The organism is Mesorhizobium sp. M2E.F.Ca.ET.209.01.1.1, from assembly GCF_004010375.2.
GTDB lineage: Bacteria > Pseudomonadota > Alphaproteobacteria > Rhizobiales > Rhizobiaceae > Mesorhizobium.
Genome location: NZ_SADP02000002.1, coordinates 112,118 through 132,580 on the forward strand (window position 1 = coordinate 112,118; position 20,463 = coordinate 132,580).

Sequence of the window (20,463 nt, forward strand, 5' to 3'; positions counted from 1 at the left end):
CGCGGCCGGGACGTGGTCAAATAGCGCGTCGACTGACGATCGTGATCGATCAGCGCTTGTCGGCTGGAAGCAGCCACCCGGATCAGTTTTCGCAACAAAGGGCACATACCGTGCTCCCAGGATGTCGAAGTGCCTAACGCCTTACTGGAGCCGTGCTTTCCCTGACGATCAGCCGGATTGCCAGTTCGCGTTGCCTTAAATGCAGCCGCTGCGAGGGTGATGCCAGAACGTAATCAGCGGCGATGCGGCCCATATCTCGCGCCGGCACCTCCAGCGTGGTCAATTCAGGTGAGGTGAGCTCCGCGATCTCCAGATTGTCGAAGCCAACGATCGAGACCTCCCTGGGCACAGCGATCCCAGCGGCGTGACAGTATTTGATGGCGCCGGCCGCCAGGATATCGCTGCCGCAAAACACCGCCGTCGGCCTTGTGCCTTCTTCCATCAGCCGCTCCATGCACCGCCGTCCGTCATCCAGCCTGTAGGCCCCTTCGACAACCGGAACGGTTGCGCGGTCGATCCCTGACCGCTCGAGTTCATTCAGGAAGCCGTCGCGGCGGCCGGCTGCACGATCATTGTCTTGGGTGATGCCTGCGATCATCCCGAATTGGGAGTGGCCGAGGTCGAGCAGGTAGCGCGCCGCCGTGCGCCCAGCCTTCTCATTGTCGAACCCCACTGCAGCGCCCGACTCCCTCGCTTTCGACGTGTAGGTATAGACGTAGTCGATACGTTTCTGCTCAAGCATCGCAAGCGTGGCCGGCAGGTGCGTGGATCCAACTAGGACCACCGACTCGACGCCGCGCTCGACCAGCAGGCGCGCTTGCTCGTATTCGAGATCGATGTCGTAGCCCGAGGTGTTGATAATCAGCGAAACGTCCTTTTCGGACAGCCGGGCCTGAAGCGCGTCGACCATTGTGGCGTAGATCGCGTGGTCCAAGGTCGGAATGATGGCGCCGACCAGCCTTGTTCGCGTGGATCGCAGCGCCCTGGCGGAACCGTTGGGGACGTAGCCAAGTTCCCGCGCGGCTCGCACCACGCGATCTCGGACGATCTCATTGACGTTCGGATTGCCATTGAGGACGCGCGAAACGGTAGCCGGCGAGCAGTTCGCAAGCCGGGCCACGTCAATCAGTTTGGCGCTGCCGTCTTCGATATCCATTGAGTGTGGCCATTGCCAAATTTGAGAAACCGTTTTCTAGATCGCACAAATTCTTTCAGGTCGCCACATGTCTTTTTCGACGAAAAGTCCGGAAAACAGGATTGACAGCGCTCTGAAAAGTTGTGAAAACGATTTCACAAAGAGCGTAAGTGAAAGCGCTACATCAAGGGAAGACACATGCTCAGCGGGATCAAGGTCGTCAGCTTTTGCCATTTCCTGCAAGGTCCCGCAGGCGCCCAGTATCTGGCCGACATGGGTGCCGACGTCATCAAGGTCGAACCGATAGATGGGGCTCACGAGCGTCGGTGGTCCGGCGCGGATGTGTATGTCGACGGCGTCAGCGGCTTCTATCTCTGCGCCAACCGCAACAAACGCTCCATCGGCATCGATCTGAAAAGCCCTGAGGGCAAGGAAGTCGCGCGCCGCCTGATCGCCGAGGCCGACGTGGTCATGGAAAATTTCCGGCCTGGCGTGTTCGCCAAGCTGGGTTTCGACGACCAAGCGCTTCGCGCGATCAATCCTACACTGATCTTCGCCTCGGCAAGCGGGTTCGGCTCCACCGGACCGATGGCGCTGAAGCCTGGTCAGGACCTTCTCGCCCAAGCGCGGTCAGGTCTCATGAGTGTCACCGGCACGCCCGATCGGGGCCCGACGCCCGTTGGGGCGGCGATCGTCGATCAGCATGGCGGCGCGCTGCTGGCGATGGGCATCCTGGGCGCGCTGGTGCGCCGACTTCGTGATGGCAAAGGCACGCGCGTTGAAGCCAGCCTGATCAACTCGGCGATCGATCTGCAGGGGGAGCCTCTCGTCAACTACTTCGCGGGTGGAATGAGCCGCGAAGTCCTGAAGCGCGAGAAGAACCTGGCTACGTGGTTCCACGCTGCGCCCTATGGCGTCTATCCCGCCACCGACGGCCATGTTGTGATCTCACTTTGCGACTCCTCGGTGCTGGCCGAAGCGCTAGGCAGCGATGGTCTGCGCGAAGTGGCGGACGTCGACCGATACGCGGATCGGGACGAATACGCTCGCCACCTGGCCGAGGCCACGGCGATCTTTTCTGTAGCGGAACTTGCTGACCGCTTCGATCGCCACGGCATCTGGTGGGCGCCGATCAACTACTATGACGATCTGCTGGCTGATCCGCAGCTAAGTCACGCTCAGGTGTTCCGCCAAGTCACCGTGCGGGGCCGCACCATCTATCTGGTCAATCATCCCAACCGCTATGACGGCGAGGTGCCGGCACTGCGCTGCCTGGCCCTCGAGATTGGCGAGCACACACGCGAGATCCTGCACGGGCTCGGTTATGCCGAGGGCGAGGTCAAGAGCCTCTTGGCCTCGAAGGCAGTGGTCGCCGCGAGCGGTGTCGGCGCTGCCGTGGAAAGGAAGGCATCATGATGCTGAACCAGACTGCTCCAGCGGTCCGGGACATGGCTGAACGGCAGTCCCCCGGCGACCGCGGTCTTGCGGTTGTCACAGGCGGCCGACGCGGCATTGGCCGCGCCATCTGTTGCGAGCTTGCACGGGTGGGCTTCGATATAGCAATCGTCGATATCGTCGATGACGAGAATGCCAGCGAGACTGTCGATCTTGTGAGCAGGCTCGGGCGCAACAGCGCTTTCTACCGCAGGGACATCTCCGAGACGTCGGGCAACGCGACCTTTGTCGAAGGCCTTGAACGCGACCTGGGCGAGATCACGTGCCTGGTGAACAATGCCGGCGTGCAGGTGAGCGTGCGCGGCGACCTTCTCGATGTCACCGAGGAAAGCTTCGACCGGCTGATCGGTGTCAACCTGCGTGGCACATTCTTCCTCACCCAAGCCGTCGCGCGCGCGATGCTCTCAAGGCCGCAGACCGCGTCGGAGCGATCGGTCGTGACGATCACCTCCGCCAATGCCGGCCTCGTCTCGCCGGAGAAGGGCCCATATTGCATATCGAAGGCCGGGCTCTCGATGGCGTCGCAACAGTTTGCGATCCGCCTGGCGGACGCCGGCATCCGGGTACACGAGATTCGCCCCGGCTTGATCCAGACCGACATGACCGCAGACGTCTACGAGAAGTATTCCTCGCAGGTCGAGGCAGGTGAGTTGTCGGCGATCCGGCGATGGGGCCAGCCGGACGACATTGCTCGCGCAGTCGCGACCTTGGCCGCAGGCGGCCTGCCGTTCAGTACCGGAGACATCTACCACATCGGCGGCGGCATGCAGATCCACCGCTTGTGAGCTTTTTTGAGCATAGCGTGAAAACGATTTCTTGAGGCTCAGTATGAAAGACGCAGTTCTCGAGATGCGCGGCATCCACAAGCGCTTTCCCGGTGTGTACGCGCTGAATGACGTCAGCTTTGCCGTGCGCAAAGGCAGTGTTCATGGCGTGATCGGCGAAAACGGCGCCGGCAAGTCGACGTTGATGCGCGTCCTCTCCGGCGCCTTCCTTGCCAACGAGGGCGAGGTGGTCATCGATGGCACTGTCGTGCCGACGCCGACGCCGGAGCGGATGCTCGAACTGGGTATTGCGGTCATCTACCAGGAACTGGCCCAGGCGCCCCATCTGACGGTTGCCGAAAACATCTTTCTCGGCCGATTGCCGAAGACCGTGCTCGGCAGCGTCGACTGGCGCAAGACCCAAGCTGCGGCTCGCGAGGTGTTGGACAGGTTGGGTTTCCGTGTTGATCCGGCCGCCCGGATCGATGCGATAAGCGTGGCCCAGCGTCAAATGGTGGAGATCGCCAAGGCGATTGCACGCGAAGCGCGCATCGTGGTCCTCGACGAGCCGTCCGCTGTCCTGGGCGACGCCGAGTTGGAACACCTGTTCGCGACGATCCGGCGGCTCAGCGCCGAACAGGGGGTATCCTTCATCTACATTACGCATCGTCTCAAGGAACTCTACGAGATCTGCGACGAAGTCACCGTGCTGCGCGACGGGCAGGTTGTCGCGTCCATGCCGCTGGCGCATACGACAACCGCCGACCTCATTCGTCACATGGTCGGACGCGAGCTCAAGGACGTGTTCCCGCCCCGTCCGAAACCGGGCCCGAATGTGCGCCTTGAAGTGCGCAATATCTCGCGAGCCGGCGTTTTAAGGGACATTTCTTTCGATGTCAGGCAAGGCGAGATCGTCGGCATCTGCGGTCTCGCCGGGGCCGGTCGGACGGAGGTGCTGCGGGCAATCGCCGGCGCCGACGCGATTGACAGCGGCGAGATCAGGATCGATGGCAAGGCGATCGCTGTCGATGGGCCGCGTACGGCGCTCGCGCATGGGATCGGCCTGTTGCCGGAGGACCGCAAGACCGAGGGCCTTTTCCTCGAACAATCCGTTGCCTTCAACGTCACCGTTTCCGAACTCGCGGCCATCGTTCAAGGCGGACTGATCAGCCGCAGGCGCGAGCAGGAGCAGGTTTCCCGCTTCATCCGGCAGATGTGCATCAAGACGCCGAGCGCCAGCGCCAAGGTGCGAACGCTCTCGGGCGGCAATCAGCAGAAGTGCGGCATAGCCCGGCAGTTGCATGCCGGGACCGAAATCCTTCTGGTGGATGAGCCGACGCGCGGCGTTGACGTCGCCGCCAAGCGCGAGATCTACGACCTGCTTGTTGAGCTGACCTCCACGCGCGGTGCGACCATCGTGATGGTCTCGTCCGAACTCCCGGAAATTCTAGGTCTCTGCAACCGCATCGTCGTGATGCGGGAAGGCGCCGTTTCGGCAGTCTTGGATGGGGAGGGCGCGACCGAGGAAACCATCATGGCCCATGCGGTCTGGCAGTAGGAGCGAGATGGGCATGCGCAGCTACCAACAATTCATCGGCGGGCGGTTCGTCGCCGGCACGGGCACAGGATCAATTGAACGCAGAGCGCCAGCAACTGGCGAGCGGGTCGCCACTTATGCGGAAGGCGCGCCGACGGATGTCGATCTGGCTGTCGAGTCGGCGCGGATCGCTTTCGAGGAGGGGCCCTGGCCGCGCTTGAGCGGCATCGAGCGAGCCGAAGTGCTCAACCGGTTCGCCGACCTCATCAGCGCCAATCGGGAGCGGCTGGTGAGGATAGAGGTGGAGGAGGTTGGCAAGCCGATAAGGTTTGCTCGTGGCGACATCGACGGCGCGATCGGCCTGACGCGCTACGCCGCTTCTCTTGCAATGCAGATGGCGGGTCTATCCTACACCAACATTGGCGAGGGCAAGACGGCGCTGGTCACGCGTGAGCCTGCCGGGGTCGTGGCACTGATAACGCCATGGAACTTTCCCGCTCTCATCCTGTCACAAAAGGTGCCGTTCGCGCTTGCCGCCGGCTGCACGGTCGTGCTGAAGCCGTCCGAGTTCACATCCGGCTCGGCCTTTGAGATCGCGGCGCTGGCGAGCGAGGCGGGGCTGCCGGCCGGCGCCTTCAATGTCGTCAGCGGTTATGGCGCCGCGGTCGGTGATCACCTGACCGCGCATCCTGGCATCGACTTCGTTTCCTTCACTGGGTCGACCCGCACCGGCAGCCGCGTCGTCGCCAACACATCGCGCCACCTGGTCAAGTCCTCGGTCGAGCTTGGCGGCAAGTCGGCCAACATCGTCTTTGCCGATGCCGATCTCGATGCTGCCACTGACGGCGCGCTGATGGGTGTCTTCTTCAACAATGGCGAATGCTGCGTCTCAGGTTCACGGCTGTTCGTTCAATCGTCTGTCGCTGACGAGTTCATCGCCAAAGTGGTCGCGCGGGCGCGCACGATGAAGGTGGGCAACCCGTTCGACGAAGACACCGACATCGGGGCGCTGATCGACGGCAATCATCTGGAAAAGGTGGCGGGGTTCGTCAGAGATGGGATCGAGGACGGGGCGGAGCTTGTCCTGGGCGGCAACATTGCAGCCGGAACGCCCGGACACTTCCACGAGGCAACCATCTTCGATCGCGTCGAGCCGCGCATGGCGATCTTCCGCGAAGAAATTTTCGGCCCCGTTCTGAGCATCACCCGGTTCGATACGGCAGACGACGCGGTAAGGCTGGCCAATGATACCGCCTACGGCCTGTCGAACTACATCTGGTCGAAGAACATCGACACCGTGCTGACGGTCGCCAAACGCCTGAGGAGCGGCTGGGTCCAGGCCAATACGATCATCGATGGTGCGCCACAGCTTCCGCTTACCGGCGTCAAAGGATCCGGTTTCGGTTACGAAATGGGCCAGGCCGGCTTCGAGGAATTCACGCAGCTCAAGACGCTTCTCATCCATACCGGTCCTCGTGCCGCAGTGTTCCCGATCCGAGGCGGTCGATGACCACGCCCCGCCTCATCGTTTCCGACGTCGACCGGACCCTGCTCACCCACGACTACGTACTGCCGCAGCGGGTCGCCGATGCCGTGCGCGCGGCTCAGGACAGGGGAACCGTGGTCGTTCTGGCGACCGCACGTTCTCCGCTCGGGGTCAGGCCCTTTGCCGAACGGCTGGGAATCGCCGATCTCGTCGTCGCGTTCAACGGCGGCTGGATCGGCAATGTCGCAACCGGGTCCACGCTCTCGCAGCAGCGGATCTCACGCTCCGACGCGCTGCACGCCATGGCGACCGCGCAAGCAGCGGGCGCGCGGCCTATGTGGTTCACCGGCGATGCTGTTTTCGCACTGATGAACGACCCGCTCATCGCACGCGAAGCCGCGGTGACGAGGGAGCCTCTGTTCGTAGCCGAAACGATTGAGGCGCTCCCGGGCGAACCCGGCAAGATCATGTGCGTGGCCGGCCAGGCTTCCGACCGGGAGGCCTTCGCACTGCTCCGCGAAACGCTTGGCGGACGGCTCTCCGTTTCGGGATCGCATCCGCGCCTGCTCGAGATCGGACCGCCGGGGGCATCGAAGAAGACCGCGATAAGTCTTGTCGCCGCCAAGCTTGGTATTGCGGCTGATGAATGCGCAGCCGCTGGCGACGCGGAAAACGACGTCGAAATGTTGGCCTGGGCGGGAACCGCGATGACGGTCGGAAATGCTGTGCCTCAGGTCATGCAGCTTGCGCATTTCGTCGGACCGTCCTGTGACGAAGGCGGGCTGGCCGATGCCATAGCCTGGCTGATGCGGAGCCAGCAGCCGAGATCCACTGCCGCGCAATTAATGGGAGGAAGGGATGGTTGAGATGACGACAAGACAAGCATCGGCCGCGCTTCAGCCGGGGTCGATCGGACGCCTGCGCGGATGGGCGCAGAGCCTCGGGCTGCTCTGGGTTCTGATCGTGCTGTGTGCGTTCGCCATATACCTGTCGCCGAGCTTCGTTCACATGGGCAATGTGCTGAACGTCGGTCGTCAGATCGCCCTGTTCGGCATTGTCAGCGTCGGCATGACCTTCGTCATTCTGACACGCGGCATTGACCTTTCGGTCGGCTCGATCGTCGGTGTCGTGGCTGTCTCGACGGCGCTGATGATTTCGAACGGCGTCTCAATACCGCTGGCCATGTTCGCCGCGCTCGCCATCGGCGCCTTGTTCGGCGCAGTGAATGGCGCCGGCGTTGTCTTCTTCGGCATGCCGCCTTTCATCATGACCTTGGGCACATTGGTCATGGGCCGTGGCATAGCCATGACGATCGCCAATGGCGAACCGAAGGCGCTTGGCGATTCCGCGGACGTCTTCGCTTATCTGGGCAGCGGATTTCTGCTCGGCATCCCGGTTCCGATCTGGCTTTTTGCCGCCATCGCGGCGATAGCCTTCGTCGTCCTTCGCCATACGCCGTTCGGCCGCCAGGTCTATGCTGTCGGCTCCAACACCGAGGCCGCGCGGCTGGCAGGGATAAGCGTGCCTCGCACCTTGATGTCGGTCTATGTGATTTCTGGCCTGCTGTCGGCGCTGACCGCCCTGGTTTTTGTGTCGAGGCTGACCGTCGGCGAACCGACGGCGGGAACCAATCTGGAGCTGGAAGCAATCTCGATCGTCGTCATCGGTGGAACCAGCCTGTTCGGCGGTGAGGGCGGCGTGATCGGCACGGTTATCGGTGCCGCGATTATCGCCGTGATGGCTAACATCTTGAACCTGCTCGGTATCTCGCCCTTCACGCAACAGATCGTGAAGGGCGCAATCATCATCGCAGCGGTGATGTTCGAGGTCTACCGCCACCGCGTGCGGTCCTGACACCAAGCGTGTCCGGTCCCGCCGCGGCAGACCGGTTGGGGCGCTTGGAACACCTTAACTTGAAGTCCAACGGAGGAGTTAAAAATGACAAATCGCAGACATTTCCTACGCACGACCGCACTGGCCGCGACGCTGCTGGTAGGGGGCATGCTGTCCGGCGCCGCCTTCGCCGAGGAGAAGATCAAGATCGGTTTCAGCCAAGGTACGATGAACCACCCGTGGCGCGTGGCCATGGTGGAAGGCAACAAGAAGTACGCAGCCGAACATTATCCGGACGTCGATCTCATCATCACCGACGGCAACAACGATGCCTCCAAGCAGGTGGCCGACGTCGAAAACCTGATCGCTCAGGGCATCAAGGTGCTGATGATCTCGCCGCTGACCGAGCAGGCGCTCACGCCCGTCGTCAAGGAGGCCATGGATGCAGGCATCAAGGTCGTCACGCTCGACCGCAAGGTGAATACGCCGGTTACGGTCCATGTCGGGGGCGAAAATCTCCCGCTCGGCGTCGGCGCGGGCGAGTTCCTCGCCAAGAAGTTGAATGGAAAGGGCAACATCATCGAGCTTCAGGGCACCGCGGGGGCTTCCGCCACCATAGACCGCAACAAGGGCTTCGCCGAAGCGATCGCGAAGTTTCCGGACATGAAGGTCGTCGCCTCGCAGAACTGCGACTATACGCGTGACAAGGCGGTCAAGTTCATGGAGGACATGGTTCAGCGCTTCGGGCCGGGCCAGATCCAGGCCGTTTACGCGCACAATGACGAGATGGCGCTCGGCGCCATACAGGTGCTTGAGGCAGCCGGCAGGCTGAACGAGGTGGCTGTCGTCGGCATCGACGGCCAGGAAACCGCGTTCGAAGCCGTCAAGCAGGGAAAGCTGGCGGCGACCTTCGTCTACCCATTTGTGGCCCCGGAAGGCATCGAGACCGCCTACAAGGTCGCCAAGGGAGAACAGGTCCCACCGACCATCACGCTGCCCACAGTTTCCGTCACCGCGGATAATATCGCGCAGATGATCGGAAAGGGCTTCTGAGGCCACGATTCATTGGGACGCCGCGACTTGCGGCGTCCTGCCATTTCTGAAGGGAATCCGATGATGAGCGAGAAGAGACAATTTGTTGCCAAAGGCGTCATCCCAGCCTGCCTGATGCCGTTCAGCGCCGACCTGGCCGTCGACGAGGGCGCCTATCGCCGGCATCTTGGCGACGTCGGGTCCGTGGAAGGTATCTCGGGTATCACCATCAACGGACATGCCGCCGAAGTGCACGCGCTCACGATCGAGGAACAATTCCGCGCGATCGTCGTGACCAAGGATGTCTTGCAAGACAGGGTCCCGACCATCGTCGGCATCTATACCAATTCGAGCCTGGAGGCCGCCCGCATCGCTGCCTATGCGGAGCATGAAGGCGCCGATGCTCTGCTGGTGTTTCCCCCTGACTTCATGACGCTTGGCGGGCATCTCAGGCCTGAGATGATCTACGAGCATCTGCGGCGCATTACGGATGCATCGGGGCTGCCGATCATTCTTTTTCAGTATCCGCTCGCCTCAAATCTTGCCTATCCGTTGCCGACTCTGCTGGAGCTTTGCCGCCGCTTCCCATCCATTGTCGCCATAAAGGACCAATGCGGTGACGGCAACCTGCACGAACGTCAGATACGGGAACTGAAGGCGTTCGATCGGCCCGTGAACACGCTGACAACCCACAGCGCCTGGCTGCTCGGGTCCCTGGCTCTCGGTTGTGACGGGCTTCTTTCGGGGGCCGGAAGTGTGATCGCCGATCTTCAGGTCGCGCTTTACCGTGCCGTGCAGGCGAATGACCTGAAGACTGCCAGGGCAATCAACGATCGCATTTATCCGACAGTCAGGGCTTTCTATGACGCGCCGCTTCTCGATATGCACAATCGCATGAAGGAGGCACTTGTGATCCTCGGCCGATTGGACGAAGCCCATGTCAGGCCACCACTGATGAAGCCTGGTGTTGCCGAAATCGAAAAGATCCGCGGGCTGCTGGCTGAAGCTGGTCTCAGCGCGGGATACAGAAAGGTCGCCTGATCGATGATCGAGGCCCTGGTGCTTACCGAGGAGCCGTCTCCCGGCATCCGCCTGCTGACACTCAATCGGCATGAAAAGCTGAATGCGCTGTCAAAGGAATTACTCGGCGAATTGCGCGATTTGCTCGCGATCTATGATGCCGATGCGAGCGTTGGCTGCGCGATCTTGACGGGCGCGGGACGCGCCTTTGCGGCGGGGGCGGACATTTCAGACATGCTGGAGCGAGGTGTTGCCTCCTACAGCGATCCGGAGCGGCTGACCTGCTGGCGCGCGATCGAGGGCTTTTCCAAGCCGATCATTGCCGCTGTGAACGGCTACGCTCTGGGCGGCGGCCTCGAACTTGCCCTGCTGTGCGACATAGTCATCGCTTCCGATGCCGCGAAATTCGCCACGCCTGAAATCAAGATCGGCTCCTTTCCCGGCGACGGCGGCACGCAGCGCCTGCCGCGCCTGGTTGGTAAGTCATTCGCCATGCAGATGGTGCTGACCGGAGAGATGGTCGACGCGGCTCTGGCGGAACGCAAAGGGCTGATCAGCGAAGTGGTCGCGCCTGAAAGGCTGTTGCCCAGGGCGCTGGAAATCGCAGCCTCGATCGCTGCCAAGTCGGTCGCCATCACTCCGTATGCCAAGAGGGCAGTGCTGGCGGCGTTCGAGACCGACCTGAAATCCGGGCTGGAGGTCGAGCACCGGCTGACGGTCGAGGCATTCGCGAAGGAAGACCGCGTCGAGGGCCTGCGAGCCTTCGCCGAAAAACGGCCGCCTGTGTTCAAGGGCAGGTAGGCCCTTGCGGTCTGGCGCGAACTAGGGTGGAGAAGTCTATGTGGGATTACATCATCGTCGGCGCCGGTTCGGCGGGCTGCGTGCTGGCCAACCGCTTGTCGGAAGATCCTGAGGTCAAGGTGCTGCTGCTGGAGGCCGGCAGTCGTGACTGGAATCCGATGATCCACATTCCCGGCGGCATCGGCAAGTTGTTTGGTCCCGGCGTCAACTGGCGTTTTCATACTGTCCCTCAGACGAATCTCGACAACCGCTCCATCTGGTATCCGCAGGGCAAGACGCTTGGCGGGTCGAGTTCCATCAACGCCATGATCTACATCCGTTGCCAGAAGGAGGACTATGACAATTGGGCGGCTCTCGGCAACGAAGGGTGGGCTTATGAGGACGTCTTGCCCTATTTTCGGAAGTCCGAGGACAATGACCGGCTGGTCAACCGCTATCACGGCCAGGGTGGTCCGCTAAGTGTTTCCGACCAGATCGGCCCGCACCCGTTAACCCGGGCTTTCGTCCGCGCTGTGCAACAGTATGGCCTGCCGTACAATCCGGATTTCAACGGCGAAACAATGTATGGCGCCGGCTTCTATCAGGTGACCTGCCGAGATGGCCGCCGCCGTTCCTCAGCCGTCTCCTATCTGCATCCGGTCAGCAATCGCGCCAACCTCACGGTCAGGACACATGCCCGCGTCACCCGCGTGGTGGTCGAGAACGGACGCGCGGTTGGTGTCGAACTGGCACAGGGCCGGTCGCGGCAGGTCATGCGCGCCGACCGGGAAGTGATCGTCTCCGCCGGAGCGATCAACACGCCGCGCCTGCTGCTCCTGTCCGGCATCGGGCCGGCCGACGAGCTCAAGGCGCTGGGGATTTCTCCGGTGTGCGATCTTCCGGGCGTTGGCCGCAACCTGCAGGATCATCTGTGCACCAACGTCCATCTAACGCTGAAGGATCCGATCAGCTACGACGGTCAGGACCGCTATCCCAAGGCACTTCTGCACGGCATGCGCTGGCTGCTCTATCGCAACGGCCCTGCCGCTTCCGTGATCGTCGAGGGCGGTGGTTTCTTCCAAACGGAGGGTGCGACGCGCCCGGATCTTCAAATTCACATCGCGCCGGCAATGGTGGTGCGCGGCGGTCAGACGAGGCTTGATGGGCACGGCTTCACGATCAACTCGACGTTTCTGCGGCCGCGCAGCATAGGTTCGGTCAAGCTTCGCTCGGCCAACCCCGGGGAGGAGCCGCTGGTCGATCCTAACTATCTTTCGGACCCATACGATCGAGCCATGGCGCTGAAGTCGGTCCGCATCATTCGCGAAGTGCTGGCGCAGAGCGAGATCGCCAAATTCATCAAGGTCGAGCGGCTGCCTGGGCCTTCCGCGAAAAGCGATGAGGAGATCATGTCTTATATCAGGCAGTATGCCTGCTGCGACTACCATCCCGTGGGCACCTGCAAGATGGGCGTCGACGAAATGTCGGTCGTGGATCCGCAATTGCGGCTGCGCGGGATAGAGAGATTGCGGGTGATCGATTCCTCGATCATGCCGGTGCTCATCAGCGGCAACACGAATGGGCCGACGATGATGATCGGGGAAAAGGGCGCGGATCTCATAAGGGGCGTCCGATCCGCCCGCTCGCATCCCGCAATGGCGGCGGTCGCCTGAGCCTGGGGACCGATCCGTGCAATTCCTCGTTCTGTCTCGACGACGGTCTGACCAGCTCAATGACGCCGACTTCGAACATTTTGGTGGTCGGCGAGGGTGCCCGGGCCCGTTATCTGTATGGCATCGGCTTCACAAGGCAAATCTGGCATCGCAGCGATATCCCCGGCACTCGCCAGATCGTTGAAGCAAAGGATCTAAGCGAAATTCGCGAGAAATTAGCGACGCTCCCGCTGGCGAAAGCAGGAATGCTTCTCCGGCCATCGCGACCGCACCGCAGCTGTTGATTGGCGGTTACCTTGTTGGGGGGTGCGCCAACACGAAATCATACTCGACGTCCCAGAACGGCCCGGCGAACTCGAGCTCCTTCGATCTCCCCGGGTGCACGACCCGTTTGAATTCGGCGAGCAGGCTTTCCTTCACGCCGAAGACCGCGTCCGAATTGATATAGGGGTCGTCAGGATCGAAGATGTGCGTGGTCAGCGTCTCGAAGCCGTCTGCTTTGAGGATGAAGTGGAGATGCGCAGGCCTGTATGGGTGGCGTCCCAACGCATGCAGCAACTTGCCGACCGTGCCGTCGTCGGGGATGGGGTAGTATCTCGGCTTCACGGCGCGGAACCAGTACCGGCCGTCAGCGCCGGTGCGGAACACGCCGCGCAGGTTGAAATCCGGCTGGATGCCTTTCTGCTGTACGTCGTAGAAGCCTTCATCATTGGCCTGCCAGACGTCGAGCACCGCGCCGGCCACAGGTCTGCCTTCGGTGTCGAGGATGCGGCCATGGATCACCATGTCCTCGCCCTTGCTGTCGAGGCAGATGTTGGCGCCCATGGGCAGTTCCGGCGCGTCCGCGATGTGGAATGGGCCGAGCACCGTCGATTCCGACGCGCCGGACGGCTTTCGGTTGTTGATCGCGTCGACCAGCATCGACACGCCGAGCACGTCGGAAAGCAATATGAACTCCTGCCGCCAGTCGGTGCAGAGCTGTCCGGTCCTGGTCAGGAACAGGATCGCCTGCATCCATTCGTCCTGCGTCGGCTCAATCTCCTTGACCGCCTCGTGCAGCTTGCGGGTGATCACCTCCATCACCTGTTTCAGCCGCTCGTCCCTGGCGTTCTTGTTGCGGCCGGTGACGACCTCGATCGAGTTCGCCTCGGTGAAGAAACCCTTTTCGTGTGCGTCCATCATGCACCTCCTAAGGCCAGAACGGATTTCAGCGCGCGGCGCAGCTCCGCAACCGGATCGACCGCGATCGTCTCGCGCCGCCAGCAGACATGCTGGTCGGGTCTGGTCAGCACGATGCCGCTGTCGCGAACCTGGCGCAGATTGGCCCAGTCGCCGGTAAGGTCCTGCCAGATCTGCCGCGGTCCGATGACATGCGCGTTGATGTCGACGCCGAGCTCATGGGCGAGCAGCTTCGCGGCATCGACCCAGCCCTTGCCGCCGATGCCGGTGAAGACGGTGAAGCGGCCCTTGCCGCAGAGGTCGAGCGTCGAGGCCTTGGCGCCGCCTTCGCCGAACACCCAGGCATGCGGCAGCCGGGCGCCCGGCCACGTCGTCGGCTGGTAGTGCAGCTCGGCGTCTTTCTCGAAGGCCGGCTCCTTCTGCCCATCGGTCAGCACCGCCCCCGAACGGTAGCGCTGGTTCATCTCGACGCCATGCGCGTCGAACTCGTAGACCTTGAAGGCGATGGTCTCGCGGATCCTGCGCCGCTGCTCCTCGGCCGCGGGCGTGTCGTCGCAGCGCGCGTCCATGTTCTGCTGCATCTTCACCGGATCGATCGAATCCAGCAGTCCCAGCGCCTTGAAGATCGGCCCGAACTCCTCGATCGACTTGTTGGCGCGCGTCACGATCTGCTTGGCGACCGGCGCCCGTTCGATCTGGAAACTGTCGAGCAGTTTCGCGCCCGCCTTGCCGCCAAGCACATAGGCGAGTTTCCACGCGAGGTTGAAGGCGTCCTGGATCGAGGTGTTGGAGCCGAGCCCGTTGGACGGCGGATGCCGGTGGGTCGCATCGCCCATGCAGAAGACGCGGCCGTTCTGCATGGTGGTGGCGTACATGTTGTTCACCGTCCAGGTCGAGACCTGGAGGATGTCGATATCGAGCTCCGGATCGCCGACCAGATCGCGCGCGACCTTGGTGGCGAAGGCCTTGTCGACGATCGGCGCTGGCTGGTTGATGTCGTAGCCCCAGACGATCAGCCACTCGTTCCAGGGCCGCACCATGCGCACCAGGCCCATGCCGATGCCGCCGACATCGGCGCCCGGCTGCACCACCCAGTAGAGCACCGAGGGGCGGTGCGCGACATATTTGGAGAGGTCCGCCTTGAACAGGATGTTCATCGAGCCGCCGACGCCCATCTTGCCTTCGAAGGTGAGGCCGGCGTCCTCAGCGACTTTCGAATTGCCGCCGTCGGCGCCGACCAGATACTTCGAACGGATGGTGAAATCCTTGCCGGTCAACCGGTCGCGGCAGGTCGTCGTCACGCCGTCCGCATCCTGGACATGGCTGAGATACTCGACCGACATGCGCCCCTGCGTGCCGCGCGAGCAAGCGGTCTTGTAGAGCAGCGGCTCCATGAAGGTCTGTGGCAGGTCGTTCATCCGCGAAGGCGAGGAAAGCTGGTGCTCGGCGCGCGAGTTGGGATGCTTGCCCCAGGTCTTCAGCCGACCGATCTCCTCGCCGGCCAGCGACGTGCAGAACACGTTCTCCCCCATCAGGTCCTGCTCGGCGGCGAACATATAGGCCTCGTCCTCAACCTCCCGGCCGAGGTCGCGCAGTACCTCCATGGTGCGCTGGTTGGTGATGTGCGCTCGTGGTGTATTCGCGAGCCACCGGTAGCGGTTGATCACCATGTTCTCGACGCCGTAGGTGGCAAGCAGCGCGGCACAGGCCGAACCCGCCGGCCCGGTGCCGATGATGAGAACGTCGGTGGTGATATCAGCCATGCGTGCCTCCCGTGATGGTCTTTGTCGTCGATGCGCCCGTCAGCATGCGACGGACGGGAAAGAGCTGGATTCCGGTGCGGTCCGTAAACAGGCCCCACAAGCCGCGTGGCGCCACCAGCATCACCAGGATGCCGATCAGGCCGAGGATGAGCAGGTACCAGGAGCCATAATCGGCCAGCACGTTGCGCAGCACAAAGAAAACGATGACGCCGACGATCGGTCCCTCGATCGTGCCGATGCCGCCGATCACCACGATGAAGATGACATAAGCCGTCCAGTCGGTGACCGAGAACGCGGCGTCGGGCGAAATGCGGGCCTTCTGCACATAGATCAGCGCGCCGGTGACGCCGCTGACGAGGCCAGCGAGCAGATAGACGGTCGACTTCATCCAGCGCGGATCAACGCCTACGGACCGCGCCGCTTCCTGATTGTCGCGCACGGCGGCGAGGCCGAGCCCCTGCCTGGAGCGCAGAAGCCTATGGATGAAGAGGATGGTGGCGGCGGCCAGAGCAAGCGCCAGCCAATAGCAGAGCACATCGGTCGCCTGCGAGGCGCGCCAGCCGAACAGATCGGCGATCCATCGCACGCCGAACATGTCGCGCGTCGCGCCCGAGGGCAGCGAGGTTCCGGTGCCGCCGCCGAGCGCCTTCCATTGCGCAAAGGAAAGCCGCGCCACCTCGGCGATCACCCAGGTGCCGATGGCGAAATAGGCGCCTTGCAGGCGGAAGACGAAGAAGCCGGTGGGCACAGTGAGCAGGGCCGCCAGCAGTCCGGCGAGCATGATGCCGATCAGCGGATCAAGGCCGAGCAGGATGACGGAAGCGAACATCGTATAGGCGCCGAAGCCGACAAAGGCCTGCTGGCCGACTGAGACGAGGCCGGCGAAGCCGGCAAGCAGGTTCCAGCATTGTGCCAGCACCAGCATCGTCAGGATGAAGAACAGGTCCTGGATCACCGCGCGCGTGCTGAACAGCGGCGCGGCGAAGCCGATCGCCAGCACGGCGATTGCAACGACGAGGAAAGCCGACGACAGCCGCGTGCGCGTCTCGACCCTGAAGCTCTGCAGCGCCTCGACCGCCATATTAATCCACCGCCCTTGGAAACAGGCCGCGCGGGCGCGCCAGAAGCACCAGCAGGAAAGCGATGTGCCCGGCCAGGATCTGCCATTCAGGATTGATCGAGGCGCCTGCGGTCTGCGCCACGCCGATGATGATACCGCCGGCAAGCGTTCCCCAGAACGAGCCGAGGCCACCGATGATCACCGCCTCGAAGGCGTAGACCAGTCGCGCCGGGCCGATGGTCGGATCGAAATTGGCGCGCGTGCCGAGATAGAGCGCGGCGATCGTCACCACCACCATGGCAAGGCCGGTGGCGATGGCGAAGATGCGGTCGGGCCGGATGCCCATCAGGCCAGCGGTGACGCGATCGTCGGAGGTGGCGCGGAAGGCGCGGCCGAGCGACGTGCGGTAGAAGATGAGGTTCAAGCCCACGATCACCGCGATCGCGGACAGGAAGGTCAGAAGCGGCATCGTGCCGATATTGATCGGGCCGAGTTGCAGCGATGCGGTTTCCAGCGCGCCGGCCGAGACGCGGCGGCTGTCGGCGGAAAAGCGTTCGAGCAGCGCGTTCTGGATGACGATCGACAGACCGAAGGTGACGAGCAGCGGCGGCAGGATGTCGGGGCCGAGCGTGCGGTTGAGCACCAGGTATTGCAACGCGAAGCCGAGCGCGAACATCACCGGTATGGCGACCAGCGCCGCCACGAACGGATTGAGCCCCAGTGCCGTGACCAGAACCAGGATCAGGAAGGCGGCGAGCACGATCAAGTCGCCATGCGCGAGATTGACCAGCCGCATGATGCCGAAGACCAGGCTCAAGCCGGCGGCGAACAGCGCATAGAGGCCGCCAAGCAAGATGCCCTGGACGATGGTGTCGAGCCACATCATGGCGTCTTCGTCCCGAAATAGGCGGCGTGGATGTCGTCGCGACCGATCTCGCTCGGACGACCGGACAGCGTGATGCGTCCTTCCATCATGCAGTAGACGCGGTCGGCGACTTTCAGCGCTTGGCCGATATCCTGCTCGACAATGACGATCGAGGCGCCGGCGGCGCGAATTCTCGGGAAGGCGGCATAGATGTCCTTGATGACCACCGGCGCCAGGCCGAGGCTGATCTCGTCGCACAAAAGCACGCGCGGGTTGGACATCAGCGCGCGACCGATCGCCACCATCTGCTGCTGCCCGCCCGACAGTGCCGTGCCTGGATTGCGCCGGCGCTCCTTCAGGATCGGGAAGAGATCGTAGACCCCCTCCAGCGACCACGCGCCGGCGACCGCGCGACCATATCGGCCGATCAGAAGGTTTTCCTCCACGGAGAGCGACGGGAAGAGTCTACGGCCCTCCGGCACCATGGCGATACCAAGCGCGACAATCTCCGGCGCCGGCAACGCGCCGACCGGCCGGCCCTCGAACAGCACCTGGTCGGCGCCATTGGCGAGCACGCCGGAGATCGAGCGCAGCAAGGTCGACTTGCCGGCGCCATTGGCGCCGATGATCGCCACCGTCTCGCCGGCGTCGAGCGCCACGTCGACTCCGAACAGTGCCTGGAAGTCGCCGTAGAAAGCCGTCAGCCTCCTTGTCTCGAGCAGCGCCATCAGACTTCTATCCCGAGATAGATCTCGCGCACCGCTTGCGAGGCCATGATCTCGTCCGGCTCGCCGATGCCGATCACCTTGCCGAAATTGAGCACCAGCAGCCGGCTGACCACCGAATTCAGCGCGTTGAGCACGTGCTCGATCCAGATGATCGAGGCGCCGCGGCGGTGGATCGCCTGGATGGTCTCGACGAGCTGATGGCATTCCGCTTCGGTCAGGCCACCGGCGATTTCATCCAACAGCAGCACTTTGGGCTGCGTGGCGAGAGCGCGGGCAAGCTCCAGCCGCTTGCGCTGCAACAGGCTGAGGCTGCCCGCCGACTGGTTGGCGCGGCCAAGCAGTCCGGTCTCGGCAAGGATCGAGGCGCAATCATCCGAGACCTCGCCTTCGCGCTTGCGCGCACCGAAGGTCGCCGCCACCAGGAGGTTCTCGAACACCGTCAGTTTCTCGAAAGGCTGTGGGATCTGAAAGGTGCGCCCGATGCCGGCGAGGCAGCGCGCCATCGGCGGCTGCCGGGTCACGTCGGCGCCGTCGAAAGTCACCTGGCCGGCATCGACGCGGATATTGCCGGTGATCAGGTTGAACAAGGTCGACTTGCCGGCGCCGTTCGGCCCGATGATGCCCAGCGCCTCGCCGCTTTGGAGCGCGAACGAAACCTTGTCGGCAACGGTCAGCGCACCGAAGCTCTTCGAGACGTTGTCGAGGGCGAGGATGGGCATGGTCAGCCTTTCTTCTCCCCGTTTACGGAAAGAAGATGCCGGCAGGCAGATGAGGGGCAGCACAAACCTATGGGCCGCCGGCGCCGCCCCTCATCCGACGCGTCGGGCCACCTTCTCCCCGTGGACCGGGCGAAGGAAAGATCGGTGAGCGTGCTCACGCGATGGCTTCCATCTTGCCGCCGGTCGGGATGTTTGGCGCCGTCTTGTTGTCGGTGATGACAAGGTCGTAACCGCCGCTGTCCTTCAGCCGCCACTGGCCGCCGACCAGCGGCGTCTTGGTGACGTTCTTGGCCGCAAAGGGCGGCAGATTGGCGCCGTTCCAGGCGATCGGGCCGACGATGGTGTCGAGCTTGGTTGCGGCAATGGCATTGATCACCGCGGCGTTGTCGCCGGCGTCGGCCCGCTTCATCACATCGGCGGCAAGCTCGAACAGCGCATGCACGAAGCCGATCGGCTGCGTCCACGGCCTGCCGGTCGCCTTGGTGAAGCCTTCCGCCAGCTGCGCCGAGCTGTCGCCGGTCAGCGACGACTTGAACGGATGGCTGGGCGTCCACCAGACTTCCGACGACAGATTGTTGCCGGTCTTGCCGAGCGCCTCGACCGCCTGCGGGAACAGGATCGCCTTGCCGATCGAGGCGACCTTCGGCTTGAAGCCCTGCTGCTGCGCCTGGTTCCAGAAGGTGGTGAAGTCGGGCGGGATCATCACGCCGGTGATGATGTCGCAGTTCGCCGACTTGAACGCGTTGATCTGCGCCGAAAAATCGTCGGTGAGGTTCTGATAGCGGCCGGGATCGTTGAGCGTATAGCCGCCCTTGTCGAGTACCGGCGGGAAGCCGACCACCTTGTCGCCCCAGGCGTTGCCGTCGCCGTCATTGGGAAACAGCCCGCCGACATGTCTGTGGGTTTCGACCTGCGCCCACATGTTGGTGTAGACGGCGATGACGTCCTCGAGCCCCCAGAAGAAGTGGAAGGCGCTTTTGAACGGTTTCCAGGACGCCGGGTCAGCCGGATTGCCTTGCTGGCCGATGAACCATGGCTGCCAAGGCGCGACGGTAGAGATGCAGGGAACTTCTTCCGCCTCGCAGGTGGTGGTGACCGGATTGGTCGTCTCCGGCGTCGAGGCGACCAGCATCAGGCTGACCTCGTCGTCGACGATCAGCTGCTTGGTGACTTCCGCCGCGCGGTTCGGGTTGGACTGGCTGTCCTTGACGACGACCTGGTAGTCGAGCCCCGCAGCCTTTGTCGCGGCCAGGAAACCGTCGATGATGAATTTGTCCGCTTCGGCGAAGGCCGCAAGCGGTCCGGTCTGCGGGCTCACATAGCCAAGCTTGATGGTGGCGGCCCGGGCGATCGACGGCATGGCCAATCCGCCAGTGCCGGCAATGAGGCCGGTGGCGGCGGCGGTCTTCAGCAATTCACGTCTGGTGATCATCT

General features: G+C 63.0%; 19 protein-coding genes. 10 read left to right on the forward strand and 9 right to left on the reverse strand.

Going from position 1 to position 20,463, the window contains the following annotated elements; genetic code table 11:
- Nucleotides 1-133: 133 nt before the first annotated feature.
- Together EN852_RS04005 and EN852_RS40750 are read right to left on the reverse strand one after the other, a co-directional pair.
- Nucleotides 134-1,156 (reverse strand): LacI family DNA-binding transcriptional regulator, encoded by a 1,023-nt coding sequence (locus EN852_RS04005; protein WP_127878241.1) that lies wholly within the window; start codon nt 1,154-1,156, stop codon nt 134-136.
- A gap of 36 nt (nt 1,157-1,192) precedes the next feature.
- Complete coding sequence (locus EN852_RS40750) at nt 1,193-1,453, reverse strand: hypothetical protein (protein WP_189545749.1); 261 nt, start codon at nt 1,451-1,453, stop codon at nt 1,193-1,195.
- Here EN852_RS40750 and EN852_RS04010 point away from each other — a divergent pair.
- From EN852_RS04010 to EN852_RS04055, 10 genes are all read left to right on the forward strand, one after another.
- Nucleotides 1,334-2,551 carry a CaiB/BaiF CoA-transferase family protein gene (locus EN852_RS04010; RefSeq protein ID WP_127878239.1) on the forward strand — a complete coding sequence of 406 codons (1,218 nt, stop codon included), beginning with the start codon at nt 1,334-1,336 and terminating at the stop codon, nt 2,549-2,551. The two genes, EN852_RS40750 and EN852_RS04010, sit on opposite strands and share 120 nt — an antisense overlap.
- Nucleotides 2,548-3,375: a 3-ketoacyl-ACP reductase gene (locus EN852_RS04015; protein ID WP_095766658.1), complete on the forward strand. Its 828-nt coding sequence runs from the start codon at nt 2,548-2,550 to the stop codon at nt 3,373-3,375. The genes EN852_RS04010 and EN852_RS04015 overlap by 4 nt, the downstream gene beginning before the upstream one ends.
- Nucleotides 3,376-3,439: 64 nt before the next feature.
- Nucleotides 3,440-4,912 (forward strand): sugar ABC transporter ATP-binding protein, encoded by a 1,473-nt coding sequence (locus tag EN852_RS04020; protein ID WP_246694186.1) that lies wholly within the window; start codon nt 3,440-3,442, stop codon nt 4,910-4,912.
- A gap of 13 nt (nt 4,913-4,925) precedes the next feature.
- Nucleotides 4,926-6,401 carry an aldehyde dehydrogenase family protein gene (locus EN852_RS04025; protein ID WP_246694168.1) on the forward strand — a complete coding sequence of 492 codons (1,476 nt, stop codon included), beginning with the start codon at nt 4,926-4,928 and terminating at the stop codon, nt 6,399-6,401.
- Complete coding sequence (locus EN852_RS04030) at nt 6,398-7,243, forward strand: Cof-type HAD-IIB family hydrolase (RefSeq protein WP_127878235.1); 846 nt, start codon at nt 6,398-6,400, stop codon at nt 7,241-7,243. Before EN852_RS04025 ends, EN852_RS04030 begins: the two co-directional genes overlap by 4 nt.
- A 1-nt stretch (nt 7,244) precedes the next feature.
- The gene (locus EN852_RS04035) at nt 7,245-8,231 is read left to right on the forward strand and encodes an ABC transporter permease (protein WP_246694169.1); all 987 of its coding nucleotides are present in this window, start codon (nt 7,245-7,247) and stop codon (nt 8,229-8,231) included.
- A gap of 84 nt (nt 8,232-8,315) precedes the next feature.
- Nucleotides 8,316-9,263, forward strand: coding sequence for a substrate-binding domain-containing protein (locus tag EN852_RS04040; RefSeq protein WP_127878231.1), 948 nt, complete (start codon nt 8,316-8,318; stop codon nt 9,261-9,263).
- 63 nt (nt 9,264-9,326) lie between these two features.
- Complete coding sequence (locus EN852_RS04045) at nt 9,327-10,283, forward strand: dihydrodipicolinate synthase family protein (RefSeq protein ID WP_246694170.1); 957 nt, start codon at nt 9,327-9,329, stop codon at nt 10,281-10,283.
- 3 nt (nt 10,284-10,286) lie between these two features.
- Complete coding sequence (locus EN852_RS04050) at nt 10,287-11,063, forward strand: enoyl-CoA hydratase-related protein (RefSeq protein ID WP_127878227.1); 777 nt, start codon at nt 10,287-10,289, stop codon at nt 11,061-11,063.
- A 38-nt stretch (nt 11,064-11,101) separates the two neighbouring features.
- The gene (locus EN852_RS04055) at nt 11,102-12,715 is read left to right on the forward strand and encodes a choline dehydrogenase (RefSeq protein WP_127878225.1); all 1,614 of its coding nucleotides are present in this window, start codon (nt 11,102-11,104) and stop codon (nt 12,713-12,715) included.
- Nucleotides 12,716-13,006: 291 nt separating this feature from the next.
- Here EN852_RS04055 and EN852_RS04065 read toward each other — a convergent pair whose 3' ends face one another.
- From EN852_RS04065 to EN852_RS04095, 7 genes are all read right to left on the reverse strand, one after another.
- Nucleotides 13,007-13,894, reverse strand: a complete 888-nt coding sequence (locus EN852_RS04065) for an intradiol ring-cleavage dioxygenase (protein ID WP_127878223.1) — start codon at nt 13,892-13,894, stop codon at nt 13,007-13,009.
- Entirely contained in the window at nt 13,894-15,657 is a 1,764-nt protein-coding gene (locus EN852_RS04070; RefSeq protein ID WP_127868481.1) for an FAD-dependent monooxygenase, read from the reverse strand. Before EN852_RS04070 ends, EN852_RS04065 begins: the two co-directional genes overlap by 1 nt.
- Nucleotides 15,650-16,738: a branched-chain amino acid ABC transporter permease gene (locus EN852_RS04075; protein ID WP_127878221.1), complete on the reverse strand. Its 1,089-nt coding sequence runs from the start codon at nt 16,736-16,738 to the stop codon at nt 15,650-15,652. Before EN852_RS04075 ends, EN852_RS04070 begins: the two co-directional genes overlap by 8 nt.
- Nucleotide 16,739: 1 nt before the next feature.
- Nucleotides 16,740-17,603, reverse strand: a complete 864-nt coding sequence (locus tag EN852_RS04080; protein WP_127868483.1) for a branched-chain amino acid ABC transporter permease — start codon at nt 17,601-17,603, stop codon at nt 16,740-16,742.
- Nucleotides 17,600-18,310 (reverse strand): ABC transporter ATP-binding protein, encoded by a 711-nt coding sequence (locus EN852_RS04085; protein WP_127868484.1) that lies wholly within the window; start codon nt 18,308-18,310, stop codon nt 17,600-17,602. The genes EN852_RS04080 and EN852_RS04085 overlap by 4 nt, the downstream gene beginning before the upstream one ends.
- A complete protein-coding gene (locus tag EN852_RS04090) occupies nt 18,310-19,029 on the reverse strand; it encodes an ABC transporter ATP-binding protein (RefSeq protein WP_127878219.1) in 720 nt (239 codons plus the stop codon). The genes EN852_RS04085 and EN852_RS04090 overlap by 1 nt, the downstream gene beginning before the upstream one ends.
- A gap of 154 nt (nt 19,030-19,183) precedes the next feature.
- The gene (locus EN852_RS04095) at nt 19,184-20,461 is read right to left on the reverse strand and encodes an ABC transporter substrate-binding protein (protein ID WP_127878217.1); all 1,278 of its coding nucleotides are present in this window, start codon (nt 20,459-20,461) and stop codon (nt 19,184-19,186) included.
- Nucleotides 20,462-20,463 lie beyond the last annotated feature (2 nt).